The following is a 26,761-nucleotide window of genomic DNA, read 5'->3' as shown; positions in this document are numbered from 1 at the left end:
AAAGGATAATGGCGAAGATTTCAAAGAACAGGAAAGCAGCCTTAGAAAAGGCTGACCTGACAAAAGAGTATTCTTTAACAGATGCGGCTTCAGTAGTAAAAGATATCACTTTTACCAAGTTTGATGCCTCTGTTGATATTGATGTACGCTTAGGCGTTGACCCTCGCAAAGCCGACCAGATGGTACGTGGTATTGTTACCCTTCCACATGGCACCGGTAAAGACGTAAAAGTACTGGCATTGGTAACACCTGACAAAGAGCAGGAAGCCAAAGATGCAGGCGCTGACTTCGTAGGTCTGGATGACTATATCCAAAAGATTGAAAAAGGCTGGACAGATGTAGACGTGATCATCACGATGCCAGCTGTAATGGCTAAAGTAGGTCGTTTAGGTAGAATCTTAGGTCCTCGTAACCTGATGCCAAACCCTAAGTCTGGTACAGTTACGCAAGACGTAGCTAAAGCAGTAAAAGAAGTTAAAGCAGGTAAGATCGACTTTAAAGTTGACAAGTATGGTATCATCCATACAAGTGTAGGCAAAGTTTCTTTCTCACCAGAGCAGTTAGCTGCTAACGCTGCAGAAGTGATTGCTACACTGAACCGCCTGAAGCCATCTTCAGCAAAGGGTACTTACATTAAGAGCATAACATTGTCTAGCACAATGAGCCCGGCCGTAATCGTTGACAAGAACGCAACTATCTAAGAACATGACCAGGGAAGAAAAAGAGATAATTGTTAAAGACCTGAGCGAGAAGTTAGCGAACACTAGCTATTTCTATATCACAGATGCATCTACCATGACTGTAGCGAGCATCAACCAGTTCAGGAGATTAGCCTTCGAAAGAGGGTTGGAGTACAAAGTTTACAAAAACACTTTCATTAAGAAAGCATTAGATACCCTAGAGGCTGACACCTCTAATCTGGAAGCTATCCTGAAAGGATCATCTGGTATCTTGTTTTCTACTGAATCAGGCAATGCTCCTGGTAAGCTTCTGAAAGACTTCAGAAAGAAAGGCAACGCACTTCCATTATTGAAGGGTGCCTATATTGATGGCGGTATCTACATCGGCGAAAACCAACTGGATACACTTGCCAGCATCAAGTCTAAGCATGAGCTTATCGGTGATATCATCGGCTTGCTTCAGTCTCCAGCTAAGAATGTTGTTTCTGCTCTTCAGAGCAGCGGTGGCAAACTAGCCGGTATCCTGAAAACCCTATCTGAAAAAGAATAATTTTAAAAACGTAATCAATAAGTAACTTTTAATTTCAATAAAATGGCAGATTTGAAAGCATTCGCTGAGCAGTTAGTAAACTTAACTGTGAAAGAGGTTAATGAACTAGCTACAATTCTTAAGGATGAGTATGGTATCGAGCCAGCTGCTGCTGCTCCAGTTATGATGGCTGGTGGTGGTGCTGCTGAAGGAGGAGCTGCTGCAGAAGAGAAAACTTCTTTTGACGTAATCCTTAAGTCAGCTGGTGCATCTAAGCTTGCAGTTGTTAAGCTTGTAAAAGAATTGACTGGTCTTGGCCTGAAAGAAGCTAAAGAACTGGTAGACGGCGCTCCTAAGCCTTTGAAAGAAGGTGTGGATAAGAACGAAGCTGAATCACTGAAGAAGTCTTTGGAAGAAGCTGGCGCTGAAGTAGAGGTTAAATAATCTCACTTACCAACATACCGAGAACAGGTAGACCTGGCAGTTTAGTCAGGTCTTTTCCTGTTTGTATACGGATTCAAATTTGAATCCTTTTTTTGCCCATGGCTATACGAATGGCTGTGTGCTGGAATCATATTGTAAACGTTAAAATTCCAAGGCTTTGGCTAAGAATAAAACGACAGAGCGAATCAATTTTGCCTCTATAAATCCGGTAATTGACTATCCTGACTTCTTAGATGTTCAGCTACAGTCATTCCAGGACTTCTTCCAGCTGGAGACTCCTGCTGAAAATAGAGCACAGGAAGGTTTGTTCAAGGTGTTCGCTGAGAACTTTCCGATTTCCGATTCACGAGAAAACTTTGTACTAGAGTTTATCGACTACCATATCGACCCGCCAAAATACTCAGTAGATGAGTGTATTGACCGTGGTCTAACTTATTCGGTTCCGCTAAAGGCCAAGCTTCGTCTCATCTGTAACGATGAGGACAATGAGGACTTTGAGACAATCGAGCAGGAAGTGTTTTTGGGTAATATCCCATACATGACCGAGAAAGGCTCATTTGTTATCAACGGTGCTGAACGTGTTATTGTATCTCAACTTCACAGATCTCCGGGTGTGTTCTTCGCTCAAAGCAAGCACACAAACGGTACAAAACTTTATTCTGCCAGAATTATTCCTTTCAAAGGATCTTGGGTTGAGTTTGCAACAGACGTAAACAACGTCATGTATGCCTACATTGACCGTAAGAAGAAGTTTCCGGTAACAACGCTCTTGCGTGCTATTGGTTATGGTACAGATAAGGATATCCTTGACCTATTCGGTCTTTCTGAAGAGTTGCCTGCTACAAAGACAAATCTGAAGAATGCGATCGGCAGAAAGCTGGCTGCACGTGTGCTACGCACATGGACAGAAGACTTCGTAGATGAGGATACAGGTGAAGTAGTATCAATTGATCGTAACGAAGTACTTCTCGAGCGTGATTCAGAAATTACGCAAGACGATATCGACGTTATTCTGGATTCTGGTACTAAGTCTATCATTCTTCACCGTGAAAACGTGAACATTGCGGACTATGCCATTATCTACAATACACTTCAGAAGGATAACTCAAACTCCGAGAAAGAAGCGGTAGAGCAGATTTATCGTCAGCTTCGAAATACAGAGGCGCCAGACGAGGAAACTGCGCGTGACATTATCCAGAAGCTGTTTTTCTCTGACAAGCGTTATGATCTTGGAGAAGTAGGCCGCTACAGAATCAATAAGAAACTTGGTCTTGATACGAACTGGGATGCGAAAGTTCTTACAAATGAGGACATCGTTCTTATTGTAAAGTACCTGATCGGTTTGATTAACTCGAAGGCTGTAGTGGATGATATTGACCACTTGAGCAACCGCCGTGTAAGAACGGTAGGGGAGCAGCTATATGCACAGTTCGGTGTAGGTCTTGCCCGTATGGCCAGAACTATCAAAGAACGTATGAACGTGCGTGACAATGAGGACTTCAAGCCTGTAGACCTGATCAACGCGCGTACGCTGTCTTCTGTGATCAACTCTTTCTTTGGAACAAACCAGCTATCTCAGTTTATGGACCAGACTAACCCACTGGCAGAAGTGACGCACAAGCGTCGTGTATCTGCACTGGGGCCAGGTGGTCTGTCTAGAGAGCGTGCTGGCTTCGAGGTTCGTGACGTTCACTATACGCACTACGGTCGTCTTTGTACAATCGAAACGCCAGAAGGTCCGAACATCGGTCTGATTTCATCTCTATGCGTGCACGCTCGTGTTAACCACATGGGCTTCATCGAAACGCCTTACCGCAAGGTAAATGAAGGCATAGTAGAGATGGATGGATCTGTTGAATACCTGACAGCAGAAGAAGAAGATACCCATCACATCGCACAGGCTAATGCCATTATCGATGACAGTGGTAACTTCATTAATGATAGAGTAAAAGGTAGATTCGAAGGTGACTTCCCTGTTGAAGAGCCTAAGACTTATACCTATATGGACGTTGCTCCGAACCAGATCGTGTCAGTAGCGGCTTCGTTGATTCCATTCCTGGAGCACGATGACGCCAACCGTGCGTTGATGGGCTCGAACATGCAGCGCCAGGCCGTTCCACTTTTGAAAGCTGAGGCTCCAATCGTAGGTACTGGTCTTGAAAGAAGAGCAGCTATCGACTCAAGAGCACTTGTAATCGCTGAAGGTGATGGTGTAATTGACTTCGTAGACGCTAACAAGATCGTTGTGAAATACGATCTGACAGAAGAAGAAAAGCTGGTTGCTTTCGATGCAGAGTATGTAACCTACAACCTGATCAAGTTCAGAAGAACGAACCAGGATACTTGTATCAACCTGACACCGATCGTTTACACTGGACAGCGTGTAACGAAAGGACAGCCGCTTTGTGAAGGTTATGCTACTAATAATGGTGAACTCGCAATTGGTCGTAACATGCAGGTGGCGTTCATGCCATGGCAGGGTTACAACTTCGAGGATGCTATTGTTATCTCTGAGAAAGTAGTAAGAGATGACATCTTCACTTCTATCCACATTGAAGAATTCGAACTTGAGGTTCGTGAGACGAAGCGTGGTGAAGAAGAACTTACTTCTGAAATTCCGAACGTGAGCGAGGAAGCTGTGAAGAACCTGGACGAGAACGGTATCATCCGTATCGGTGCTGAAGTTCGTGAAGGCGATATCCTGATCGGTAAGATCACGCCAAAAGGTGAGACGGACCCGACTCCTGAAGAAAAACTGCTTCGTGCCATCTTTGGTGACAAAGCCGGAGATGTGAAGGATGCTTCGCTTAAGGCGCCGCCATCACTGAACGGCGTAGTTATTGAAACAAAGCTTTTCTCAAGACCTAAGAAAGACAAAAACCTGCGGGCTAAGTCTAAGAAAGAGGTTGAAGAGTTAAAAGTAAAATACTCGAAAGACCTCAACGCCATTAAGAACGTGATGGTTGATAAACTGGTGGCTTTGCTGGAAGGCAAAACATCGCAGGGTATCAAGCACAAGTTTGGTGATGAAATCCTATCTAAAGGAGTTAAGTTCAGCAGAAAGAACATCATTGAAGCACTGTTCCCAGAGAAGAACCCATATAAGGACGAAAGTAACTATGCGGTGCCTGAAGAGGTGAACATGTTCAAGGATCTGATCCTGGAGAACTGGACAACTGATGAGAAAGCCAATAACATGCTGGTGGAACTTGTTAAAAACTACAACAAGCGCCGCAACATAACTTCTGCCCACTTCAAGCGTGAGCGTTTCACACTGGAGGTCGGAGATGAATTGCCAGCAGGTATCGTGCAGTTAGCCAAAGTATACATCGCTAAGAAGCGTAAGCTGAAAGTGGGTGACAAGATGGCTGGTCGTCACGGTAACAAAGGTGTGGTTGCCCGTATTGTGCGTGAAGAAGATATGCCGTTCCTGGAAACAGGTGAACCAATGGATATCGTGCTTAACCCACTGGGTGTACCTTCAAGGATGAACATCGGTCAGATTTATGAAACCGTGCTTGGATGGGCCGGCAAGAAGATGGGTAGAACCTATGCTACACCGATCTTCGACGGTGCTACAGAAGAGCAGGTACAGTCTGAATTAAGAGAAGCAGGATTGCCTAGCTTCGGCCGTACATACCTGTACGATGGTCTGTCAGGTGATCGTTTCGATCAGCCAGTAACAGTAGGCGTGATTTACATGCTTAAACTGGGCCACTTGGTTGACGATAAGATGCACGCGCGTTCTATCGGACCATACTCACTTATCACACAGCAGCCATTGGGCGGTAAAGCTCAGTTCGGTGGTCAGCGTTTCGGTGAGATGGAGGTGTGGGCTCTCGAGGCATTCGGCGCTTCGAACGTACTGCAGGAAATACTTACAGTGAAATCTGACGACGTGATCGGCCGTGCGAAAGCCTACGAGGCAATCGTGAAAGGCGATGTGTTGCCAAAGCCAAATATCCCGGAATCATTCAACGTATTGATTCACGAGTTGAGAGGTCTGGCACTCGAGATCACCTTAGAGTAATAAAGTATAAGCTGAGCGTCCTGGCAAAAGTCAGGGCGCTTAGCGCACTTTATACAGATTCGCTGTAAGGCATATTCATTGTATCGACATTATTGTAATAATATGGCATTTGCAAAAAACAAAAAGCTAACTCAGGACTTCTCCAAAGTAACGATAAGCCTGGCTTCTCCAGAGTCGATTCTGGAGAGATCAAATGGCGAGGTTACAAAGCCTGAGACAATCAACTATAGAACCTATAAGCCTGAGATGGGTGGTCTATTCTGCGAAAGAATATTCGGACCTGTAAAGGACTGGGAATGCCACTGCGGAAAGTATAAGAGAATCAGATATAAAGGTATCATCTGCGACCGTTGCGGTGTAGAGGTTACTGAAAAGAAAGTGCGTCGCGAGCGCATGGGCCACATCGAACTGGTCGTTCCTGTAGCGCATATCTGGTACTTCAAATCTCTTCCGAACAAAATCGGTTATCTATTAGGCTTACCAACCAAGAAGCTTGACCAGATCATCTACTATGAAAGATATGTAGTAATCCAGCCAGGTATTTTGGCAGAAGACGGTGTAAATACACTGGACTTCCTGACTGAAGACGAGTACCTGGATATGATTGACAAGCTCCCACGCGAGAACCAGATGTTGGACAATAACGATCCAAACAAGTTCATCGCGAAGATGGGTGCTGAGGCATTGCAGATGCTGTTAGAGCGTACAAACTTGGACGACCTGTCGTACGAGCTTCGTCACGCTGCCGCTCACGAAACGTCGCAGCAGCGTAAAGCTGAAGCTTTGAAACGTCTTCGTGTAGTAGAAGCATTCCGTGATGCTACAACAAGAATTGAAAACAGACCAGAGTGGATGATCATCCGCATGGTGCCTGTTATTCCACCAGAACTTCGTCCACTTGTTCCTTTGGATGGTGGCCGTTTCGCTACTTCGGATTTGAACGACCTATACCGTCGTGTAATCATCCGTAACAACCGACTGAAACGTCTTATCGAAATTAAGGCTCCTGAAGTAATCCTTCGTAACGAGAAGCGTATGCTACAGGAAGCGGTAGACTCCCTGTTCGACAACTCACGTAAAGTGAATGCTGTTCGTGCAGAAGGTAACCGTGCGCTGAAGTCACTATCTGACATGCTGAAAGGTAAGCAAGGACGTTTCCGTCAGAACTTGCTTGGTAAGCGTGTTGACTACTCTGGCCGTTCGGTAATTGTAGTTGGTCCTGAACTGAAGCTGCATGAGTGCGGTCTGCCTAAGAACATGGCAGCTGAACTCTTCAAGCCGTTCATTATCCGCAAGCTGATCGAAAGAGGTATTGTGAAGACTGTGAAGTCTGCTAAGAAAATAGTAGACCGTAAGGATCCTGTTGTTTGGGACATCCTGGAGAATGTGCTGAAAGGCCACCCAGTACTCCTTAACCGTGCTCCTACCCTCCACAGACTAGGTATACAGGCATTCCAGCCGAAACTGATCGAAGGTAAGGCGATCCAGCTGCACCCACTGGTGTGTACGGCATTCAACGCCGACTTTGACGGTGACCAGATGGCGGTACACGTTCCACTCGGACCTGCTGCTGTACTGGAAGCCTCTATGCTGATGCTTGCTTCGCACAACATCCTGAACCCTGCTAACGGTGCTCCTATTGCAGTACCTTCTCAAGACATGGTACTTGGTCTATACTATGTATCTAAAGGAAAGCGAAGCACAGAAAATGAACACATACCTGGTGAAGGCATGAGCTTCTACTCTGCGGAGGAAGTGATTATTGCCATCAACGAAGGTCGTCTATCTAAGCAGGCCTATATTAAAGTAAGAACTAAGGTTAAGAACGAAAAAGGTGAACTCGAGACAAAGTTGATCGAGACAGTTGCCGGTCGCGTGATCTTCAACCAGTTTGTTCCGGAAGAAGTTGGATACATCGACGAGCTGTTAACGAAGAAGAAACTTCAGCAGATCATCTCTCGCGTATTCAAGGAGACAGGTATGGCTCGTACAGCCCACTTCCTGGATGATATCAAAACACTAGGTTTCCAGTCTGCTTACAAAGGCGGTCTTTCAATGGGTCTGGGTGATATTCAGATTCCAGCAGAGAAAGATATCCTGGTAGCACAGGCCAAGAAAGATGTAGATGCTGTATGGCAGAACTACTCAATGGGTCTGATCACTGACAACGAGCGTTACAACCAGGTAATTGATATCTGGACTCGTATCAACAACCAGATCACTGAAACGTTGATGCGCCGTCTGGAGAATGATGACCAGGGCTTCAACTCGATCTTCATGATGATGCACTCAGGTGCTCGTGGTTCGAGAGAGCAGATTCGTCAGTTGGGTGGTATGCGTGGTCTGATGGCGAAGCCTCAGAAATCATTGCAAGGCTCAGTAGGTGAGATTATCGAGAACCCGATCCTTTCTAACTTTAAGGAAGGTCTGGATGTAATCGAGTACTTCATCTCTACACACGGTGCTCGTAAAGGTCTTGCTGATACTGCCCTTAAGACTGCGGATGCTGGTTACCTGACACGTCGTCTGGTAGACGTATCGCAGGACGTTATCGTGAACGAAGAAGACTGCGGTACATTGAGAGGTCTTGAAGTGAGTGCACTGAAGGATAACGAAGATATCGTGGAGTCGCTTTCTGAGCGTATCCTGGGCCGTGTAACTGTACACGATGTATACGATCCGATTACAAACGAACTGATTGTAGAGTCAGGCTCAGAAGTAACAGAGGAAGTAGCACGTGCTATAGAGAACACTGCGATCGAGACAGTAGAGATTCGTTCTGTACTGACTTGCGAATCCAAGCGCGGTATCTGTGCTAAGTGCTACGGCCGTAACCTGGCAACAGGCTTTATGGTGCAGAAAGGTGAGGCTGTTGGTGTAATTGCTGCACAGTCGATCGGTGAGCCTGGTACGCAGCTGACACTTCGTACATTCCACGTAGGTGGTACAGCATCAAACATTGCAGTAGATGCTATGATCCGTGCGAAATTCGCTGGTAAAATCGAATTTGAAGATGTTCGTACGATCGAAACAATCAACAATGAAGGAGAGCCAGTAAAAGTAGTAATGGGTCGTTCAGGAGAGGTGAAGATCGTTGATCCTGCTACAGGCAAATTGCTAATCAGCAACCACGTGCCTTATGGTTCATTCATTACCGTGAATGATGGACAGGTTGTAGAAAAAGGTGACCAACTGTGTATGTGGGATCCATATAACGCAGTTATTCTTTCTGAATTTGACGGTGAGATTGCATATGAATCCATCATTGAAGGTATAACATACCGTGAAGAGTCTGATGAGCAGACAGGATACCGTGAGAAAGTAATTATCGATACAAAAGATAAGACACAAAACCCGGCTATCATAGTTAATCCTAAGAGTGGTGAGTCGAAAGGCTATAATATTCCAGTAGGAGCTCACTTGACAGTTGAAAACGGCGAGAAAATCAAAGCAGGTCAGATCCTGGTAAAAATTCCTCGTGCGATTGGTAAAACACGCGATATTACAGGTGGTCTACCACGTGTGACTGAACTATTTGAAGCGCGTAACCCTTCTAACCCAGCAGTTGTTTCAGAGATTGATGGTGTAGTAACCTATGGTAGCGTGAAGCGTGGTAACCGCGAAATCTTCATTGAGTCGAAAGACGGCGTGAAGAAGAAGTACATGGTACCACTTTCTAAGCACATCCTGGTACAGGACAATGACTTTGTTCGTGCAGGTATGCCACTATCAGATGGAGCTATTACACCAACAGACATTCTGAATATTCAGGGTCCGGGTGCAGTACAAGAGTACTTGGTTAATGAGATTCAGGAAGTATACCGTCTGCAGGGTGTGAAGATCAACGATAAGCACATCGAGGTAGTAGTTCGCCAGATGATGCAAAAAGTTGTGATCATCGACGCAGGTGATACAAGCTTCTTGGAGCACCAGGTTGTTGACAAAATCAACTTCATGGAAGAAAACGACCGCATCATCGATATGAAAGTGGTTGAAGAAGCAGGTGACTCAACTAACCTGAAACCAGGTCAGATTGTAACAGCCAGAAGACTGCGTGACGAAAACTCAAGCCTGAAGCGTCGTGACTTGAAACTGGTGACTGTGCGTGATGCATCTCCAGCCGTTTCGCGTCCAACCTTGCAAGGTATAACGCAGGCTTCATTGGGTACACAAAGCTTTATTTCTGCCGCGTCGTTCCAGGAAACTACGAAAGTACTGAGTGAAGCAGCAATCAAAGGTAAAGCCGATGAACTGTTAGGTCTAAAGGAAAACGTGATCGTTGGTCACTTAATCCCGGCTGGTACAGGTCTGCGCGATTACCAAAACCTGATTGTTGGAAGCCAGGAAGAATACGATTCATTGGTAGAATCAAAAAAGTCTGGAGTTGGAAGCCGCGCCAAGCAGCAGGAACTACAGAACAATAGATAAGCAGGTATGGCAGAGGAACTGAAAAATCAAAATCAAATAAACATTGAGTTATCTGAAGAGATAGCAGAGGGGGAATATGCCAATCTGGCAATGATAGCCCATTCGAGTGGCGAGTTTGTGATTGATTTTATAAGACTGATGCCAGGATTACCTAAAGCAAAAGTGAAATCAAGAATAGTTATCACGCCAGAGCATGCCAAGAGATTATTGGCGGCTCTGGCCGATAACATTCAAAAGTTCGAAAGCAGCTTTGGGGAAATTAAACCGGCAAATGAAGCACCATCTTTCCCAATGAACTTTGGAGGAACAGTAGGCGAAGCCTAAGGTGCTAATAATTAATGAATTAAAATTTTGAATTTGCAAAATGATTTTCCTACCTTTGCAGACCAAATTTTAGAGTGAAAAATATCTATAATTAACAAATTATAAATGCCTACTATACAGCAATTAGTAAGAAAGGGAAGAGAGAAGTTAACTTCAAAGTCGAAGTCTCCAGCCCTAGATTCATGCCCACAACGTCGTGGTGTATGTACAAGAGTGTATACAACCACTCCTAAGAAGCCAAACTCAGCTATGCGTAAAGTAGCTAGGGTTAGACTTACGAACGGTAAGGAAGTGAACGCTTATATCCCAGGTGAAGGTCACAACCTTCAGGAGCACTCTATTGTGCTTATCAGAGGTGGTAGAGTGAAAGACCTTCCAGGTGTTCGTTATCACATCGTACGAGGTGCACTGGATACAGCCGGAGTTAACGGTCGTTTGCAGTCACGTTCAAAGTACGGTGCTAAGAGACCTAAGCCAGGCCAGCCAGCCGCTGCTGCAGGTAAAGGTGGTAAGAAAAAATAATTGATAGAATTATATTACAATGAGAAAAGCAAAGCCTAAAAGTAGAGTTCTCCTTCCTGATCCAAAATTCAAAGAGACCTTAGTAACACGTTTCGTAAACTATCTGATGGAAGATGGTAAGAAAAGTATTGCTTATGGTATCTTCTATGATGCTGTAGAATTAGTAGAGCAAAGAACGAAAGAGAACGGCCTTGAAACTTGGAAGAAAGCATTGAACAATGTTATGCCAAGCGTAGAGGTAAAAAGCCGCCGCGTAGGTGGTGCTACTTTCCAAGTGCCGACTGAGGTTCGTCCGGACCGCAGAGTATCTCTTGGTATCAAGTGGATGATTTCTTACGCTCGCAAGAGAGGTGAGAAAACAATGAAAGACAAATTAGCTGGTGAGATTATCGCAGCTGCAAAAGGTGAAGGTGCTGCCGTGAAGAAGAAAGACGACACGCACAGAATGGCCGAGGCAAACAAAGCATTCTCACACTTTAGATTTTAATTAATGGCAAGGGACTTAAAATACACACGTAATATTGGTATTGCCGCTCACATCGATGCGGGTAAGACCACGACAACAGAGCGTATACTTTACTATACAGGTAAATCTCACAAACTAGGTGAGGTTCACGAAGGTGGAGCTACTACTGACTGGATGGAACAAGAGCAGGAGCGTGGTATTACTATTACCTCTGCCGCTGTAACAGTAAACTGGCCATACAGAGGTAACGATTATCATATCAACATCATCGATACTCCGGGTCACGTTGACTTTACTGTAGAAGTAAACCGCTCACTGCGTGTACTGGATGGTCTGGTATTCCTTTTCAGTGCAGTTGATGGTGTTGAACCTCAGTCTGAGACAAACTGGAGACTTGCTGACAACTATAAAGTAGCACGTATCGGTTTCGTTAATAAGATGGACCGTTCTGGTGCTGACTTCCTTAACGTTTGCCGTCAGGTGAAAGAAATGTTGGGCAGCAATGCTGTAGCACTTCAGTTGCCAATCGGTTCTGAAGACAACTTCAAAGGAGTTGTTGACCTGGTAAACTTCAGAGGCATCGTTTGGAATGAAAGCGATAAAGGTATGACCTTTACTGAAGTTCCTATTCCTGACGACATGATGGAAGAAGCAGAAGAATACAGAGAGAAACTTCTGGAGGCCGTAGCTGAGTATGATGAGTCTTTGATGGAGAAATACTTCGAAGATCCAAACTCAATTACTGAAGCTGAAATTCTAGCTGCTCTTCGTGCTGCTACAATCGACATGGCTATTGTGCCTATGTTGTGTGGTTCTTCTTTCAAGAACAAAGGTGTACAGACAATGCTGGACTATGTGATGGCTTTGCTTCCATCACCAGTTGACAAAGAAAGCATTATCGGTACTAACCCAGACACGGGTGCAGAAGTAGCAAGAAAGCCATCTGAGTCTGATCCTTTCGCAGGACTTGCCTTCAAAATTGCAACGGACCCTTACGTAGGTCGTCTATGCTTCGTACGTGCCTATTCAGGTGTACTTGATTCAGGTTCGTATGTATATAACTCGCGTTCAGGAAATAAGGAGCGTATCTCCCGTATTTTCCAAATGCATGCTAACAAGCAGATCCAGATTGATAAACTGCAAGCTGGTGATATTGCTGCGGTAGTAGGTTTCAAGGATATCAAAACAGGTGATACTCTTTGCGCTCAGGAATCTAAGATTGTTCTTGAGTCAATGGAATTCCCTGAGCCAGTAATTGGCTATGCGATTGAGCCAAAAACACAGGCTGACTCTGATAAAATGGGTATGGCAATTGCCAAACTTGTTGAGGAAGATCCAACCCTTCAGGTAAATACTGACGAGGAAACTGGTCAGACGATCCTTAGAGGTATGGGTGAGCTTCACCTAGAAATCATCATCGACCGTATGAAGCGCGAATTCAAGGTTGAATTGAACCAGGGTGCTCCACAGGTAGCTTACAAAGAAACTATCACGAAAGCAGTTGAGCACAGAGAAGTGTTCAAGAAGCAGTCAGGTGGTCGTGGTAAGTTTGCCGACATCGTGTTCACAATGGGACCACGTGAAGATGGCAAGCAAGGACTGGAGTTCGAAAACGCAATTGTGGGTGGTGTAATTCCAAGAGAATTCATCCCAGCAATTCAGAAAGGTTTTGAAGAAGCAATGAAGAATGGTATTCTGGCTGGCTTCCCGATCGACTCTATGAAAGTTCGTCTGTTCCACGGTTCATTCCACGACGTTGACTCTGACTCACTTTCTTTTGAACTGGCTGCACGTCAGGGCTTCAAAGAAGCAGGTAAGCAGTGTGCTCCGAAACTACTTGAGCCAATCATGGCAGTTGATGTAGTTACTCCGGATGAGTACACAGGTCCTGTAACTGGTGACTTGAACAGAAGAAGAGGTATCATGAAAGGTATGGATACGAAAGGAACATCTACAGTAGTGAAAGCAGACGTTCCGCTTTCAGAACTGTTTGGTTACGTAACTGACCTTCGTACCATTACTTCAGGTAGAGCAACGGCTTCTCTTACTTTCTCTCATTACGAGCAAGTACCACAAAACCTGGCCGATGGCATCATTGCTAAATTAAAAGGAACTGCAGCTAAATAGTAGTAAAAGATAATGAATCAGAAAATTAGAATTAAGCTTAAGTCTTACGACCATAACCTGGTAGACAAATCTTCTGAGAAGATTGTAAAAGCTGTAAAGGCTACTGGAGCTATCGTAAGCGGTCCTATTCCTCTTCCTACAGAGAAGGATAAATTCACAGTTCTTCGTTCACCACACGTGAACAAGAAATCAAGAGAGCAGTTTCAGCTTTGCACTTACAAGCGTCTAGTTGATATCTACTCTACTAGCTCTAAAACAGTAGACGCCCTGATGAAGTTAGAACTTCCTAGCGGTGTGGATGTTGAGATCAAAGTTTGATAAGAACAGATCGAATATTAAAAAGAGAACCTTCGGGTTCTCTTTTTTTATGCGCTGATTAATAATATTTTAGACAAAAGTTGCTAAAGCATTTTAAATTTTATTAACTTTGCACTCCCTTAGCGAGAGCTGTGGGATAAAATCATTATATCCATCTTTTAAAAAACAAGTTGAATGCCTGGAATTATCGGTAAAAAAATCGGAATGACAAGCCTCTTCACTACAGATGGTAAATACACGCCAGTTACGCTTATTCAAGCAGGACCTTGTGTAGTTACTCAAGTGAAGACGGTTGAGACTGATGGCTACGCAGCGGTGCAGCTTGGCTACGGCGACAAAAAGCTTAAAAGAGTAACGAAAGCAGAAGCTGGACATTACAAAAAAGCTAATACGACAGCCAAGAAAAAAGTTGCTGAATTCGATGTAGAAGGAATATCTCTGAATCTTGGTGATTCAGTAGATGTGAATCTATTCGAAGAAGGAGAGTATGTTGACGTAGTGGGTACATCAAAAGGTAAAGGTTTTCAGGGCGTTGTTAAGCGTCACAACTTTGCCGGTGTAGGTGGCCAGACACACGGTCAGCACAACAGAGCAAGACACCCTGGTTCAATTGGTGCGTGCTCTTGGCCATCAAGAGTATTCAAAGGTATGCGCATGGCCGGTCGTATGGGCGGTAACCGAGTTAAGATACAGAACTTAACAGTGGTTCGTGTAATCGCAGACAAAAATCTGTTAGTAGTTAGTGGCTCTGTTCCAGGTGCCAAGAATTCTTACGTGTTAATTGAGAAATAAAAATGGAGCTTTCTGTATTGAATATTAAAGGTGAGGATACAGGTAGAAAGGTAACACTTTCTGATGCTGTGTTTGGTGCTACACCGAACGAGCATGCAATGTATCTTGACGTAAAGCAGTACCTGGCTAATCAGAGACAAGGTACGCACAAGTCCAAAGAAAGAAACGAAGTAGCTGGATCTACTAAGAAGATCAAAAAGCAAAAAGGTACTGGTGGAGCTCGTGCAGGTAGCTTGAAAGCTCCTCTTTTTGTAGGTGGTGGTAGAGTATTCGGACCAAGACCTAGAAACTACAGCTTTAAGCTTAACAAAAAGCTTAAGGAAGTTGCTCGTGCTTCTGCTCTTTCATTGTTAGTGAAAGATAATAAAGTTTCTTTAGTTGAGTCTTTCACATTTGAAGCTCCGAAGACGAAAGAATTCAAAAGCATGCTGAGCAACCTGAAGGTAGAAGGTAAAACTTTACTAGTACTGCCTGCAGTTGATAAGAATGTTGTTCTTTCCGGCCGCAACCTGAACAAGGTGAAGATTTCTACAGCTAGCGATTTGAATACATACGACCTGTTGAATACAGACCGTGTATTGCTGGTTGAAGATTCAGTTAACATTATTGAAAACCTCCTAAGCGCATAATATTATGATCCTGAAAAAACCGCTTCTGACGGAAAAATTCGCTGCCATGAACGAGGTTGGAAAGTATGCTTTCGAGGTAAACATCAAAGCCAACAAAGTAGAAATCAAAAAGGCAGTTGAGAAGCTTTACGGAGTTACTGTAGAAAAGGTAGCTACCATGAAGACGCAAGGCAAAGTAAAGAGCAAGTATACTAAGTCTGGCGCTGTAACTGGCCGTACATCTTCTAAGAAAAAAGCAATCGTTACCCTGAAAGAGGGTGAAGTAATCGACTTTTACAGCAGCATTTAATTAAATAACAATGGCTTTAAAGAAGTTAAGACCAACAACACCAGGTCAAAGATTCCGTGTAGCGCCAGCGTTCGATGAGATCACGACGGCTACTCCAGAGAAATCTTTGTTGGCACCTAGTAAAAAATCTGGTGGACGCAACAACTCAGGTAAAATGACTATGCGCTATATGGGCGGTGGTCATAAGCAGAAGTACAGAGTGATTGACTTTAAGCGTACGAAGCACGGTGTGCCAGCTACGGTTAAAACAATCGAGTACGATCCAAACAGAACCGCTCGTATTGCCCTGCTTTATTATGCAGACGGTGAGAAAAGCTATATCATTGCTCCATCTGGAATCCAGGTGGGAACTGAGATAGTTTCAGGACCAGGTAATGCACCAGAAGTAGGTAACTGTCTTCCTTTATCTGACATTCCTCTAGGTACTATCATTCACAACATCGAATTGCAGCCTGGCCAAGGTGCAACACTTGCCAGAAGCGCAGGTTCTTATGCACAGCTGGTTGCAAGAGAAGGTCGCTATGCAACTATCAAGTTGCCATCTGGTGAACTTCGCATGGTGCTTGTAAATTGCTACGCAACTGTAGGAACAGTTTCTAACTCTGATCATATGAATGTTAAGATCGGTAAGGCCGGTCGTAACAGATGGTTAGGTAAGCGTCCAAGAGTACGTGGTGTTGCCATGAACCCTGTTGATCACCCTATGGGTGGTGGTGAAGGTAAGTCATCTGGCGGTCACCCACGTTCACGCAAAGGCTTGCTGGCAAAAGGTCTTAAGACACGCAGCAAGAAAAAGCATTCTGAGAAACTTATAGTTAATAGAGGAAAGAAATAGTAAATGGCTAGATCATTAAAAAAAGGGCCTTATATTGACTATAGGCTCGAGAAGAAAGTAGACGTGATGAACGAGTCTGGTAAGAAGACTGTTATCAAGACTTGGTCACGCAGATCCATGATTTCTCCGGATTTCGTAGGTCACACATTCGCAGTTCATAACGGAAATAAATTCATTCCTGTTTATGTGACTGAGAACATGGTAGGTCACAAACTTGGAGAGTTTGCCCCAACCAGAAACTTTAGAGGTCATATTGCTAAAAAAGATAAAGGCAAGCGATAAAATGGAAGCAGTAGCAAGACTTAAAAACGTACCTACTTCTCCTCGCAAAATGCGATTAGTAGCGGGTCTGGTACGCGGCAAGAGCGTGAACAAAGCCCTTGGATTATTGAAATTCGAAGCAAACTCAGGTGCTGCAAGAATTGAAAAGCTCCTTTTATCAGCTCTTTCTAACTGGCAGCAGAAGAATGAAGATGCTCGCATAGAAGATGCCAATCTTTATATCAAAGAGATCTTTGTAGATGAAGGTAAGATGCTGAAGCGTCTGCGTCCTGCACCACAGGGCCGTGGTTACAGAATCAGAAAAAGATCTAATCATGTGACTCTTGTAATAGACAGCATGACTGAAGAGCAACTTGAGCAACAGCAATCAAAGAAATCTAAAAAAGCCAATAAGTAAGAACATGGGACAGAAAGTAAATCCGATCGGTTTTCGCCTAGGAGTTATCAAAGGTTGGGATTCTAACTGGTATGGTGGCAAAGATTTCGCTGAGAAACTGGTTGAAGACGAGAAAATCAGAAAGTATATTTTAGCGCGTATTCCTAAAGGTGGTATTTCTAAAATTATCATTGAAAGAACCCTAAAGCGCATCACTATCACTATCAACACTGCCAGACCTGGTGTAGTAATCGGTAAAGGCGGACAGGAAGTAGATAAGATCAAGGAAGAGCTTAAGAAACTTACTAATAAAGATGTTCAGATCAACATTTTTGAAATTAAGCGTCCAGAGCTTGATGCAAAGCTGGTAGGTGAGTCTATCGCTCAGCAGCTGCAGGCCCGTATCTCTTTCCGTCGTGCGATGAAGCAGGCTATTGCTTCTGCGCTGCGTGTTGGTGCTGAAGGTATCAAAGTTCAGGTTTCAGGTCGTCTAGGCGGTGCTGAAATGGCAAGAACTGAGCACTATAAAGAAGGCAGAACTCCTCTGCACACACTTCGTGCTGATATCGATTATGCATTGTCTGAAGCTCAGACTGTATATGGTAAGCTAGGTATCAAAGTATGGATCTTCAAAGGAGAGGTTTACGGTAAAAAAGACCTTACTCCGAATGCAGACATGGATACCAAAGGTGGAGCAGGTGCACAGGGTGGCGATAGAAGAGGCCGTGGTGATCGCAAGAAAACTGACGGAGCTCCTAAGCGTAAGCGTCGCCAATAATTGATTGATAACATTATTAAGTTTTAGAAAATGTTACAGCCGAAAAGGACTAAATATAGAAAAATGCAAAAAGGCCGCGTGAAAGGTCTGGCTCATAGAGGCAGTACTATTTCATTTGGTTCTTTTGCGATCAAATCACTGGAGGCTTCATGGATTACAAGCCGCCAGATTGAAGCTGCTCGTATCGCCATGACAAGAGCAATGAAACGTGAAGGCCAGGTATGGATTCGCATTTTCCCTGACAAGCCAGTTACGAAAAAGCCTGCAGAGGTTCGTATGGGTAAGGGTAAAGGTTCTCCTGAGTATTGGGTAGCCGTAGTTAAGCCAGGTACCATCATGTTTGAATCAGATGGCGTTCCTATGGAAGTGGCAAAAGAGTCACTTAGATTAGCTGCCCAGAAGCTGCCAGTTAAAACAAAGTTTGTAGTACGTAGAGATTACGTTGAGAAATAGTATATGAAAAATTCAGAGATTAAAGCTTTGTCTTTAGAAGAGCTGAAAGAGAAGCTTAATACGGAGCAAACAACCATGCAGAACCTGCGTTTTGCACATGCTATCTCTCCGTTGGAAAATCCGATGAAAATCCGTGAGACGAAAAAAGCAATTGCTCGTCTGAATACTGAAATTCGTCGCCGTGAAATTGAAGCTAACTCTTAATACTTAATAGAAATCATGGAAGAGAGAAATCTTAGAAAAGAAAGAAGTGGTAAGGTTGTTAGCAACAAGATGGACAAGTCTATCACTGTGTTAGTGGAAAGCAGAATGAAGCACCCGATCTACGGTAAATTCGTTAGCAAGTCCACCAAATTCATGGCTCACGACGAAAATAATGAATGCAATATCGGTGATACCGTTCGCATTCAGGAGACACGTCCCCTCAGCAAGAACAAGAACTGGCGTTTAGTAGAAATTATAGAAAGGGCGAAATAAAATGATACAGCAGGAATCAAGATTGAACGTAGCCGACAACAGCGGAGCAAAAGAAGTACTTTGCATCCGTGTTTTAGGAGGTACAGGCAAGAAATACGCTTCTATCGGTGATAGAATCGTTGTAACTGTAAAATCAGCCCTTTCTTCTGGTAACGTTAAAAAGGGAACTGTTTCTAAGGCAGTTATTGTAAGAACAAAGAAAGAGATCAGAAGAAAAGACGGTTCATATATCCGTTTCGATGATAATGCCGCTGTGCTTCTGAACGCTAACAACGAGCCACGTGGTACGCGTATTTTCGGACCGGTTGCACGTGAGCTTCGTGAAAAGCAATTCATGAAAATTGTTTCGTTGGCACCTGAAGTTCTTTAATCATTAATTCAGACATCAAGATGAATAAGAAAAAACTTCATGTAAAAACTGGCGATACAGTAAAAGTGATTGCCGGTGATGACCGCGGAAAGACAGGCCGCATTACTGCTGTTAATATTGAGAAGCAAAGAGTAACAGTTGAGGGAATCAATATGGTGACTAAGCATGCAAAGCCTAGCGCTAAGAACCCTCAGGGTGGTATCTCTAAAATGGAAGCTCCTATTCATGCCAGCAACGTAGCTTTGGTAGATCCTAAGTCAGGTGAAACCACTAAAGCTGGCAGAAGAAAAAACAGCGAAGGTAAAACAGAGCGTTATTCTAAAAAATCAGGAGAAGTAATCTAATATGGCAACTGCAAGATTTAAAGAAAAATATCAGAAGGAGGTTATACCTGCCCTGAAGGAGAAGTTCCAGTACAAGAACGTAATGCAGGTGCCTAAGATCACAAAGATCTCTATTAACAAAGGTATCGGTGCTGCAGTAGCTGACAAGAAACTTGTTGACATCGGCGTTGAAGAGCTTACTACTATTACAGGTCAGAAAGCTGTTGCAACTATCGCTAAGAAGTCAGTTTCGAACTTCAAGCTTCGTGAAGGCATGCCAATTGGTGCACGTGTGACACTAAGAGGCGAGCGTATGTACGAATTCATGGACCGTTTGTTAACAATTGCTCTACCACGTGTACGTGACTTCAGAGGTGTTAGTGATAAAGGTTTTGATGGTCGTGGCAACTATACACTTGGTGTAAAAGAGCAGATCATCTTCCCAGAGATCAGCATTGATAAAATTAAGGCCATTAGTGGTATGGATATTACCTTCGTAACGACTGCTCAGACTGATGAGGAGAGCTACGAGTTGCTTAAAGCGTTTGGTATGCCTTTCACTAATATTAAGAAATAAGAAAAATGGCTAAAGAAGCAGTAAAAGCGAGAGAGCTTAAAAGACAGAAGTTAGTAGCAAAGTACGCTGCGAAGCGTGCTGAACTTAAAGCTAAAGGAGATTACGAAGGACTTGATAAGCTTCCTAAGAATTCATCTCCAGTAAGGTTACATAACCGTTGCAAGCTGTCTGGAAGACCACGTGGTTACATGAGAAAATTCGGTATCTCACGTGTAGTGTTCAGAGAACTGGCTGTTATGGGTAAAATTCCTGGTGTAACAAAATCGAGCTGGTAATTTTTTCTTAACATATTAAGAAAGAAGAAAAGATATTCTTATCTTTGCCGCTCGCTTAGAAAAAGCGTTCAAGATTTAAGTGATTCATAATGAACTCAGATCCAATAGCAGATTATTTAACTAGAGTGCGTAATGCCATCAAGGCAAACCACAGAGTAGTTGAAATACCATCTAGCAATATCAAGAAAGAGATTACAAAAGTATTGTACGAAAAAGGATACATTCAAAGCTATAAGTTTGATGATTCCTCTGTACAAGGTACTATTAAGATCGCTCTGAAATACAACCCTACCACTAAGCAATCTGCTATTGTGAAACTTGAGAGGGTAAGTAAGCCAGGGCTTCGTAAGTATACCGGAAATGACAGCTTGCCACGCGTATTGAACGGGTTAGGCATTGCTATTCTGTCAACTTCCAAAGGTGTAATGACTGAAAAAGAAGCCAAATCACTGAATGTAGGTGGTGAGGTATTGTGTTACGTTTACTAATAGGAGGATAGACAATGTCACGTATAGGAAAATTGCCAATCACTCTGCCTAACAACGTAGAAATGTCTGTTGCAAAAGACAACGTTGTTACTGTAAAAGGTCCTAAGGGATCCCTAACAACCCCAGTAGATAAAGACATTATTGTGAAGCAGGAAGACAATCAGATTGTGGTTGAGCGTCCTACTGAGCAGAAGCGTCATAAAGCTATGCACGGTCTTTACCGTTCACTGATCAACAACATGGTTGTAGGTGTAAGTGAAGGTTATAAGGAGCAGCTGGAGTTAGTAGGTGTAGGTTACAAAGCAACCGTTCAAGGTAACGTTTTGGAACTTGCTCTTGGATACTCACACAATATCTTCATGACTATGCCTGAAGAAGTTTCTGCTACAGCAGTAACTGAGAAAGGTAAAGCACCAGTTATCACGCTTGAAAGCAATGACAAGCAACTGATCGGTCAAGTAGCTGCTAAAATCAGATCACTCCGTAAAGTAGAGCCTTATAAAGGTAAAGGTATCCGTTTTGTGGGTGAAGTTGTACGAAGAAAAGCTGGTAAGACAGCGTCTAAATAATCATCATCATGTCTGTTAATAAAGTATCAAGAAGACTTAGAATTAAGAGAAGTATCAGAAACAAGATTTCTGGTACTTCCGCCAGACCAAGATTATCTGTTTTTAGAAGCAACAAAGCTATCTATGCGCAGTTGATCGATGACACTACAGGAAAAACTTTGGCGGCTGCCTCTTCTGTGAAGCTTGATGGTGCAACTAACGCTAATATTTCTGTGTCCAATCAGGTTGGTAAAGAAATAGGAGCAAAAGCTATCGAGATGGGTATTTCACAAGTGGTGTTTGACCGTTCTGGATACCTTTACCATGGTAATGTAAAATCATTGGCTGAAGGCGCTCGCGAAGCAGGCCTTAAATTCTAAGAATTATGTTGAAAAATAATATTCGTAGTGTAAAGGCTAGCGAGATCGAACTGAAAGAAAAAGTTGTTGCGATCAATCGTGTAGCCAAAGTTGTAAAAGGTGGTAGAAGATTTAGCTTCGCTGCTATCGTCGTAGTTGGTGATGGCAATGGAGTAGTTGGATACGGCCTTGGTAAAGCAAATGAGGTAACTGATGCAATTGCGAAAGGTATCGATGATGCGAAAAAGAACTTGGTTAAAGTTCCTCTTTACCATCACACTGTACCGCATGCAATGGAAGGTAAATACTCAGGTGGTTTCGTTCTTGTGAAGCCTGCTGCACCAGGTACAGGTGTAATTGCCGGTGGTGCAATGCGTGCTGTATTGGAAAGTGCAGGTATCAAAGACGTACTTTGCAAGTCTAAAGGTTCTTCTAACCCGCACAACGTGGTAAAAGCAACTTTTGATGCGCTGTCAAAAATGCGTGATCCTTTGGCCGTAGCTCAGCAGCGTGGTGTTAATTTGCAGAAAGTATTTAACGGTTAATTGAGATGGCTAAAGTAACAATCACACAGGTTAAAAGCATTATTGACAGACCTAAGAACCAAAAGCTTACAATTCAAGCGTTAGGTCTTGGTAAGATCAATAAATCAGTAACTGTTGAGAAAACACCTCAGATTGCTGGTATGATTAACAAGGTTCACAATTTAGTAGAAGTAAAGGACATTTAATATGTATTTGAATTCATTAAAACCTGCAGAAGGGTCTGTTAAGACTAGAAAGAGAATAGGCAGAGGAACTGGCTCAGGTAGAGGTGGAACTTCTACTAGAGGTCACAAAGGTGCCAAGTCTCGTTCAGGCTACTCTCAGAAGTCAGGCTTTGAAGGTGGTCAGATGCCACTTCAGAGACGTGTACCTAAGTTTGGTTTCAAAAACTTCAACAGAGTAGAGTATAAAGGAATAAATTTAGATGTTCTGGAGTCTTTGGCTGCAGAAACTAATGAAAAAGTTTTTAACTTTGATTTCTTCAAGGCACACGGTTTAGTGTCCAAGAATGACAAAGTTAAGATCTTAGGTAGAGGAGAGATATCTAAAGCTGTAGAAGTACACGCTCATGCTTTTTCTCAGACTGCCATTTCATCCATCGAAAAAGCAGGCGGTAAAACAGTAGCCCTTTAATTTTTATGAAGAAGTTTATAACAACAATTAAGAACATTTTTGCTATTGATGATCTAAGAGTACGAATACTCAATACCTTAGGTTTTATAGCTATTTTTAGATTAGGTTCTTATGTTGTTCTTCCTGGTATAGATCCTAACCAGCTCAAGGCCAACACCGAAGGTATATTTGGCCTTTTGGATACGTTCTTAGGTGGAGCATTTAGCAATGCTTCCATCTTTGCGTTAGGGATCATGCCATACATTTCAGCTTCTATCGTATTACAGCTACTTACTATAGCCGTTCCGTATTTTCAAAAAATGCAGAAGGAGGGTGAGTCTGGTAGAAAGAAAATCAACCAAATCACCCGAGTTCTTACTATTATCATTACGCTTGCTCAAGCAGTAGGCTTTGTTGCGACTATTAACAGTGAAGCAATTGTAATAAATACTACGCTGTTTACCATAAGCTCCATGATTGTGTTGACATCAGGCACAATCTTCTGTATGTGGCTTGGTGAAAGAATTACAGATAAAGGTATAGGTAACGGTATATCAATGCTGATTATGATTGGCATTATCTCTCGTTTCCCAGGTGCTATTGTTGCTGAAGCCTTATCTAAAGAATTAAATGGTGCATTGCTGTTTATATTTGAGTTAGTGGTTCTCTTCTTTGTAGTAATGTCTGTAGTAATGCTTACTCAGGCAGTAAGAAGAATCCCTGTACAATATGCCAAGCAGGTTGGCGGTAGCTCGCTATACAGCGGACAGCGCCAGTTTATTCCTTTGAAAGTAAATGCGGCAGGTGTTATGCCTATCATCTTCGCTCAATCATTAATGTTTCTACCCTCTATGATTGCTTCAATCTGGGCAGATTCAAATGAAACAGCGAGTTATATAGGAGCGACATTCTCTGACTTCACTTCGTGGCAGTACAATGTAGTGTTTGGATTGATGATCCTGATATTTACATACTTCTACACAGCGATCACTGTTAATCCAAATCAAATTGCTGATGACTTGAAGCGTAGTGGTGGTTTTGTACCGGGTGTTAAACCAGGTCGTTCTACCTCAGAGTATATTGATAATATTCTTACAAAAATCACGCTGCCTGGTGCTATTTATCTAGCGCTTGTTGCAATCTTTCCTGCTATCGCCATGCTATTTGGAGTAACTAGAGAGTTTGCTCAGTTCTATGGAGGCACTTCACTGATCATCATGGTGGGTGTTGTTCTCGACACATTGCAGCAGATTGAAAGTTATTTACTAATGCGTCATTATGATGGCATGATGAAATCTGGTAAGCTTAGAGGCCGAACAGAGAATATTGCCATGGTATCCTAATAAATGGTTTTTTACAAGACTGAAGAAGAAATAGAGCTAATTCGCCAGAGTGCTTTAATATTAAGTAAAGCACATGGCGAAATAGCTCTTCTTATAAAGGAAGGGGTGTCAACCCTGGTACTGGATAAAAGAGCTGAAGAGTTTATCAAAGATCATGGAGCTGTTCCATCTTTTAAGAACTACAATGGGTTTCCTTTTAGCCTCTGTATCTCGGTAAACTCGACTGTAGTTCATGGGATGCCAAGTAATTACGTTTTGAACGATGGAGACGTAATTTCTGTTGACTGTGGAGTCTATTATAACGGTTTCCACAGCGACTGTGCTTATACCCATGCTGTTGGTAATGTTTCAGAAGAGGTTTCTCATCTGTTAGATGTTACAAAAGAGTCCTTGTATAAAGGTATTGAAAAAGCAGTAGTAGGAAATAGGCTTGGAGATGTTAGCCATGCTATACAGACACATGCTGAAGCTTCTAAATATGGTGTTGTACGAGAATTGGTAGGGCACGGTATAGGGCGTAACCTACATGAGGCTCCTGAAGTGCCAAACTACGGAAAACGTGGACAGGGATTAAAGCTTCAGAATGGGCTGGTACTTGCGATTGAGCCAATGGTAAACCTTGGTACCAGGTATATTATTCAAGAGGAGGATGGATGGACAATCCGGACCCGTGATAATAAACCATCTGCTCATTTTGAGCATACAGTTGTAATAAGAAAAGATCAAGCAGAAGTATTAACAACTTTTGATTATATAGATAAAGCTAAACAACAATAAATGGCGAAGCAGTCCTCTATCGAGCAAGACGGTACTATCATCGAAGCATTATCAAATGCAATGTTCCGGGTAGAGTTAGAAAATGGTCATCAGGTGATCGCACATATCTCAGGTAAAATGAGAATGAATTACATCAAGATTCTGCCAGGTGACCGAGTTAAATTGGAGATGTCTCCTTATGATTTAACTAAAGGAAGAATTGTTTATCGATATAAATAACTACAATGAAAGTCAAAGCATCAGTAAAAAAGAGAAGTGCTGAATGTAAAGTTATCCGCCGCAAGGGGAAGCTTTATGTGATCAACAAAAAAAATCCAAGATATAAACAAAGACAAGGATAATTATTAATTATGGCAAGAATAGCAGGAGTTGATATTCCGGACAACAAAAGAGGAGAGATCTCTTTGACGTACATCTATGGTATAGGTCGTAATCTCTCTGTGCAAATCCTAAACAAAGCCGGGGTGGATCTTGACAAAAAGGTGAAAGACTGGACCGAAGATGAAGCTAATGAGATCAGAAATGTGATCGCAGCTGAGATCAAAACTGAAGGTGTTTTGAGATCAGAAGTGCAATTGCATATCAAGCGTCTTCTTGATATTGGCTGCTACCGTGGTTTGAGACACCGTAAAGGTCTACCTGTACGAGGTCAGCGCACGAAGAATAACTCGCGCACAAGAAAAGGTAAGCGTAAGACAGTAGCAAACAAGAAGAAAGCTTCTAAATAATTTTTGATCATGGCTCAGAAAAGAAAAGACAAAGCTAAGAAGCGTGTTGTAGTTGTTGAATCAACAGGCCAGGTACACATCAAAGCTTCTTTCAACAATATCATTATCTCAGTAACCAACAACGCAGGACAAGTTATCTCTTGGGCTTCTGCTGGTAAAATGGGTTTTAAAGGTTCTAAAAAGAACACTCCTTACGCTGCACAAATGGCTGCTGCAGATTGCGCAAAGGTTGCTTATGACCTGGGTATGCGTAAAGCTGAAGTATTTGTTAAAGGCCCTGGTGCAGGTAGAGAGTCCGCCATCCGTACTGTACAGAACACTGGTATCGAAGTAACAACTATCAAGGATGTTACACCACTTCCTCACAACGGATGTCGTCCTCCTAAACGCAGAAGAGTTTAATTAGTAAATTAGATTAAATACAATGGCAAGATATACTGGTCCTAAAAGCAAAATCTCCAGAAAATTCAACGAGGAGATTTTTGGCCCAAGCAAAGCATTAAAAAAGAAAAGCTATCCTCCAGGACAGCACGGCCGTGGCCGTCGTAAGAAGCAGTCTGAATATGCAATTCAGCTTGCTGAAAAGCAGAAAGCAAAATATATCTATGGTATGCTGGAGAAGCAGTTTGCTAACCTGTTTGACAAGGCAGCTCGTAAAGGCGGTATCACTGGTGAAAACCTATTGATCCTTCTTGAGTCTAGACTTGACAACACAGTTTACAGACTAGGTATTGCTCCAACAAGAAGAGCTGCTCGTCAGCTTGTTCTACACAAGCATATCACTGTTAACGGTGAGATCGTTAACATTCCATCATATAGCTTAAAAGTTGGTGATACGGTAGCCGTTAGAGAGAAGTCAAAATCTCTTGAGGCAATTACTACTAGCTTGACTGTACGTAATGCACGTGCTTTCAGCTGGTTAGAGTGGGATGCAGCTGAGATGGTTGGTAAATTTGTGTCTGCGCCACAGCGTGACCAGATCCCTGAGAAAATTCAGGAGCAGCTGATCGTCGAGCTTTACTCTAAGTAAGCCGCTT

General features: G+C 43.0%; 37 protein-coding genes. All 37 read left to right on the top strand.

Annotation, left to right across the window (positions count from 1 at the left end; translation table 11 throughout):
• Positions 1 to 8 precede the first annotated feature (8 nt).
• Positions 9 to 701, top strand: coding sequence for a 50S ribosomal protein L1 (gene rplA, locus I0P70_RS16160; RefSeq protein ID WP_007654321.1), 693 nt, complete (start codon positions 9 to 11; stop codon positions 699 to 701).
• A 4-nt stretch (positions 702 to 705) separates the two neighbouring features.
• On the top strand, positions 706 to 1,230 hold the full coding sequence (gene rplJ, locus I0P70_RS16155) for a 50S ribosomal protein L10 (RefSeq protein WP_196119985.1): 525 nt from the start codon (positions 706 to 708) through the stop codon (positions 1,228 to 1,230).
• Positions 1,231 to 1,272: 42 nt separating this feature from the next.
• Positions 1,273 to 1,653, top strand: a complete 381-nt coding sequence (gene rplL, locus I0P70_RS16150) for a 50S ribosomal protein L7/L12 (RefSeq protein WP_007654319.1) — start codon at positions 1,273 to 1,275, stop codon at positions 1,651 to 1,653.
• A 157-nt stretch (positions 1,654 to 1,810) separates the two neighbouring features.
• Positions 1,811 to 5,683, top strand: a complete 3,873-nt coding sequence (rpoB, locus tag I0P70_RS16145; RefSeq protein ID WP_196119983.1) for a DNA-directed RNA polymerase subunit beta — start codon at positions 1,811 to 1,813, stop codon at positions 5,681 to 5,683.
• A 102-nt stretch (positions 5,684 to 5,785) separates the two neighbouring features.
• Positions 5,786 to 10,111, top strand: a complete 4,326-nt coding sequence (gene rpoC, locus I0P70_RS16140) for a DNA-directed RNA polymerase subunit beta' (RefSeq protein WP_196119981.1) — start codon at positions 5,786 to 5,788, stop codon at positions 10,109 to 10,111.
• A 6-nt stretch (positions 10,112 to 10,117) separates the two neighbouring features.
• Positions 10,118 to 10,435: a DUF3467 domain-containing protein gene (locus tag I0P70_RS16135; RefSeq protein ID WP_076420884.1), complete on the top strand. Its 318-nt coding sequence runs from the start codon at positions 10,118 to 10,120 to the stop codon at positions 10,433 to 10,435.
• A 105-nt stretch (positions 10,436 to 10,540) separates the two neighbouring features.
• Complete coding sequence (gene rpsL / locus I0P70_RS16130; RefSeq protein ID WP_007654317.1) at positions 10,541 to 10,957, top strand: 30S ribosomal protein S12; 417 nt, start codon at positions 10,541 to 10,543, stop codon at positions 10,955 to 10,957.
• A gap of 19 nt (positions 10,958 to 10,976) precedes the next feature.
• The gene (gene rpsG / locus I0P70_RS16125; protein WP_007654316.1) at positions 10,977 to 11,444 is read left to right on the top strand and encodes a 30S ribosomal protein S7; all 468 of its coding nucleotides are present in this window, start codon (positions 10,977 to 10,979) and stop codon (positions 11,442 to 11,444) included.
• A gap of 3 nt (positions 11,445 to 11,447) precedes the next feature.
• Positions 11,448 to 13,550 (top strand): elongation factor G, encoded by a 2,103-nt coding sequence (fusA, locus tag I0P70_RS16120; RefSeq protein ID WP_196119979.1) that lies wholly within the window; start codon positions 11,448 to 11,450, stop codon positions 13,548 to 13,550.
• A 12-nt stretch (positions 13,551 to 13,562) separates the two neighbouring features.
• Positions 13,563 to 13,868, top strand: a complete 306-nt coding sequence (gene rpsJ / locus I0P70_RS16115) for a 30S ribosomal protein S10 (protein ID WP_007654312.1) — start codon at positions 13,563 to 13,565, stop codon at positions 13,866 to 13,868.
• Between the two features lie 174 nt (positions 13,869 to 14,042).
• Entirely contained in the window at positions 14,043 to 14,660 is a 618-nt protein-coding gene (gene rplC, locus I0P70_RS16110) for a 50S ribosomal protein L3 (protein ID WP_196119977.1), read from the top strand.
• A 2-nt stretch (positions 14,661 to 14,662) separates the two neighbouring features.
• A complete protein-coding gene (rplD, locus tag I0P70_RS16105) occupies positions 14,663 to 15,289 on the top strand; it encodes a 50S ribosomal protein L4 (protein ID WP_196119974.1) in 627 nt (208 codons plus the stop codon).
• A gap of 1 nt (position 15,290) precedes the next feature.
• Complete coding sequence (rplW, locus tag I0P70_RS16100; RefSeq protein ID WP_040573765.1) at positions 15,291 to 15,578, top strand: 50S ribosomal protein L23; 288 nt, start codon at positions 15,291 to 15,293, stop codon at positions 15,576 to 15,578.
• A gap of 10 nt (positions 15,579 to 15,588) precedes the next feature.
• A complete protein-coding gene (gene rplB, locus I0P70_RS16095; RefSeq protein WP_007654299.1) occupies positions 15,589 to 16,413 on the top strand; it encodes a 50S ribosomal protein L2 in 825 nt (274 codons plus the stop codon).
• A gap of 3 nt (positions 16,414 to 16,416) precedes the next feature.
• Positions 16,417 to 16,695, top strand: a complete 279-nt coding sequence (gene rpsS, locus I0P70_RS16090) for a 30S ribosomal protein S19 (protein ID WP_076420878.1) — start codon at positions 16,417 to 16,419, stop codon at positions 16,693 to 16,695.
• Between the two features lies 1 nt (position 16,696).
• Positions 16,697 to 17,092 carry a 50S ribosomal protein L22 gene (rplV, locus tag I0P70_RS16085; protein WP_040573772.1) on the top strand — a complete coding sequence of 132 codons (396 nt, stop codon included), beginning with the start codon at positions 16,697 to 16,699 and terminating at the stop codon, positions 17,090 to 17,092.
• Between the two features lie 4 nt (positions 17,093 to 17,096).
• Positions 17,097 to 17,849 (top strand): 30S ribosomal protein S3, encoded by a 753-nt coding sequence (gene rpsC / locus I0P70_RS16080; RefSeq protein WP_007654291.1) that lies wholly within the window; start codon positions 17,097 to 17,099, stop codon positions 17,847 to 17,849.
• 30 nt (positions 17,850 to 17,879) lie between these two features.
• Positions 17,880 to 18,302, top strand: coding sequence for a 50S ribosomal protein L16 (gene rplP, locus I0P70_RS16075; RefSeq protein ID WP_007654290.1), 423 nt, complete (start codon positions 17,880 to 17,882; stop codon positions 18,300 to 18,302).
• A gap of 3 nt (positions 18,303 to 18,305) precedes the next feature.
• A complete protein-coding gene (rpmC, locus tag I0P70_RS16070) occupies positions 18,306 to 18,506 on the top strand; it encodes a 50S ribosomal protein L29 (RefSeq protein WP_007654289.1) in 201 nt (66 codons plus the stop codon).
• A 15-nt stretch (positions 18,507 to 18,521) separates the two neighbouring features.
• Positions 18,522 to 18,779 carry a 30S ribosomal protein S17 gene (gene rpsQ, locus I0P70_RS16065; RefSeq protein WP_196119972.1) on the top strand — a complete coding sequence of 86 codons (258 nt, stop codon included), beginning with the start codon at positions 18,522 to 18,524 and terminating at the stop codon, positions 18,777 to 18,779.
• Position 18,780: 1 nt separating this feature from the next.
• Positions 18,781 to 19,149 (top strand): 50S ribosomal protein L14, encoded by a 369-nt coding sequence (rplN, locus tag I0P70_RS16060; RefSeq protein ID WP_076420876.1) that lies wholly within the window; start codon positions 18,781 to 18,783, stop codon positions 19,147 to 19,149.
• 20 nt (positions 19,150 to 19,169) lie between these two features.
• Positions 19,170 to 19,493: a 50S ribosomal protein L24 gene (gene rplX, locus I0P70_RS16055; RefSeq protein WP_007654285.1), complete on the top strand. Its 324-nt coding sequence runs from the start codon at positions 19,170 to 19,172 to the stop codon at positions 19,491 to 19,493.
• Between the two features lies 1 nt (position 19,494).
• Entirely contained in the window at positions 19,495 to 20,049 is a 555-nt protein-coding gene (gene rplE, locus I0P70_RS16050; protein WP_196119970.1) for a 50S ribosomal protein L5, read from the top strand.
• Between the two features lie 5 nt (positions 20,050 to 20,054).
• Positions 20,055 to 20,324 carry a 30S ribosomal protein S14 gene (gene rpsN, locus I0P70_RS16045; protein WP_007654283.1) on the top strand — a complete coding sequence of 90 codons (270 nt, stop codon included), beginning with the start codon at positions 20,055 to 20,057 and terminating at the stop codon, positions 20,322 to 20,324.
• Between the two features lie 89 nt (positions 20,325 to 20,413).
• Positions 20,414 to 20,812, top strand: coding sequence for a 30S ribosomal protein S8 (gene rpsH, locus I0P70_RS16040; protein WP_007654282.1), 399 nt, complete (start codon positions 20,414 to 20,416; stop codon positions 20,810 to 20,812).
• A 14-nt stretch (positions 20,813 to 20,826) separates the two neighbouring features.
• Complete coding sequence (rplF, locus tag I0P70_RS16035; RefSeq protein ID WP_196119968.1) at positions 20,827 to 21,381, top strand: 50S ribosomal protein L6; 555 nt, start codon at positions 20,827 to 20,829, stop codon at positions 21,379 to 21,381.
• A gap of 8 nt (positions 21,382 to 21,389) precedes the next feature.
• The gene (gene rplR, locus I0P70_RS16030) at positions 21,390 to 21,740 is read left to right on the top strand and encodes a 50S ribosomal protein L18 (RefSeq protein WP_196119966.1); all 351 of its coding nucleotides are present in this window, start codon (positions 21,390 to 21,392) and stop codon (positions 21,738 to 21,740) included.
• A 5-nt stretch (positions 21,741 to 21,745) separates the two neighbouring features.
• Positions 21,746 to 22,264, top strand: a complete 519-nt coding sequence (rpsE, locus tag I0P70_RS16025) for a 30S ribosomal protein S5 (RefSeq protein WP_040573757.1) — start codon at positions 21,746 to 21,748, stop codon at positions 22,262 to 22,264.
• A 5-nt stretch (positions 22,265 to 22,269) separates the two neighbouring features.
• Positions 22,270 to 22,449, top strand: coding sequence for a 50S ribosomal protein L30 (rpmD, locus tag I0P70_RS16020; RefSeq protein WP_007654273.1), 180 nt, complete (start codon positions 22,270 to 22,272; stop codon positions 22,447 to 22,449).
• A 1-nt stretch (position 22,450) separates the two neighbouring features.
• Entirely contained in the window at positions 22,451 to 22,897 is a 447-nt protein-coding gene (gene rplO, locus I0P70_RS16015) for a 50S ribosomal protein L15 (protein WP_007654272.1), read from the top strand.
• Between the two features lie 5 nt (positions 22,898 to 22,902).
• Complete coding sequence (gene secY, locus I0P70_RS16010; RefSeq protein WP_007654271.1) at positions 22,903 to 24,219, top strand: preprotein translocase subunit SecY; 1,317 nt, start codon at positions 22,903 to 22,905, stop codon at positions 24,217 to 24,219.
• Positions 24,220 to 24,222: 3 nt separating this feature from the next.
• A complete protein-coding gene (gene map, locus I0P70_RS16005) occupies positions 24,223 to 24,996 on the top strand; it encodes a type I methionyl aminopeptidase (protein WP_196119963.1) in 774 nt (257 codons plus the stop codon).
• Entirely contained in the window at positions 24,997 to 25,215 is a 219-nt protein-coding gene (gene infA, locus I0P70_RS16000; protein WP_007654265.1) for a translation initiation factor IF-1, read from the top strand.
• Positions 25,216 to 25,220: 5 nt separating this feature from the next.
• Positions 25,221 to 25,337, top strand: coding sequence for a 50S ribosomal protein L36 (rpmJ, locus tag I0P70_RS15995; protein ID WP_007654264.1), 117 nt, complete (start codon positions 25,221 to 25,223; stop codon positions 25,335 to 25,337).
• 9 nt (positions 25,338 to 25,346) lie between these two features.
• The gene (gene rpsM / locus I0P70_RS15990) at positions 25,347 to 25,724 is read left to right on the top strand and encodes a 30S ribosomal protein S13 (RefSeq protein ID WP_007654263.1); all 378 of its coding nucleotides are present in this window, start codon (positions 25,347 to 25,349) and stop codon (positions 25,722 to 25,724) included.
• A gap of 9 nt (positions 25,725 to 25,733) precedes the next feature.
• Entirely contained in the window at positions 25,734 to 26,126 is a 393-nt protein-coding gene (gene rpsK, locus I0P70_RS15985; protein ID WP_007654262.1) for a 30S ribosomal protein S11, read from the top strand.
• A 22-nt stretch (positions 26,127 to 26,148) separates the two neighbouring features.
• Entirely contained in the window at positions 26,149 to 26,754 is a 606-nt protein-coding gene (rpsD, locus tag I0P70_RS15980; protein WP_196119961.1) for a 30S ribosomal protein S4, read from the top strand.
• The last annotated feature ends 7 nt before the right edge of the window (positions 26,755 to 26,761 follow it).

The sequence above is a fragment of the Pontibacter sp. FD36 genome, from assembly GCF_015686655.1.
GTDB lineage: Bacteria > Bacteroidota > Bacteroidia > Cytophagales > Hymenobacteraceae > Pontibacter.
This window is presented reverse-complemented; position numbering and strand designations above follow the sequence as displayed.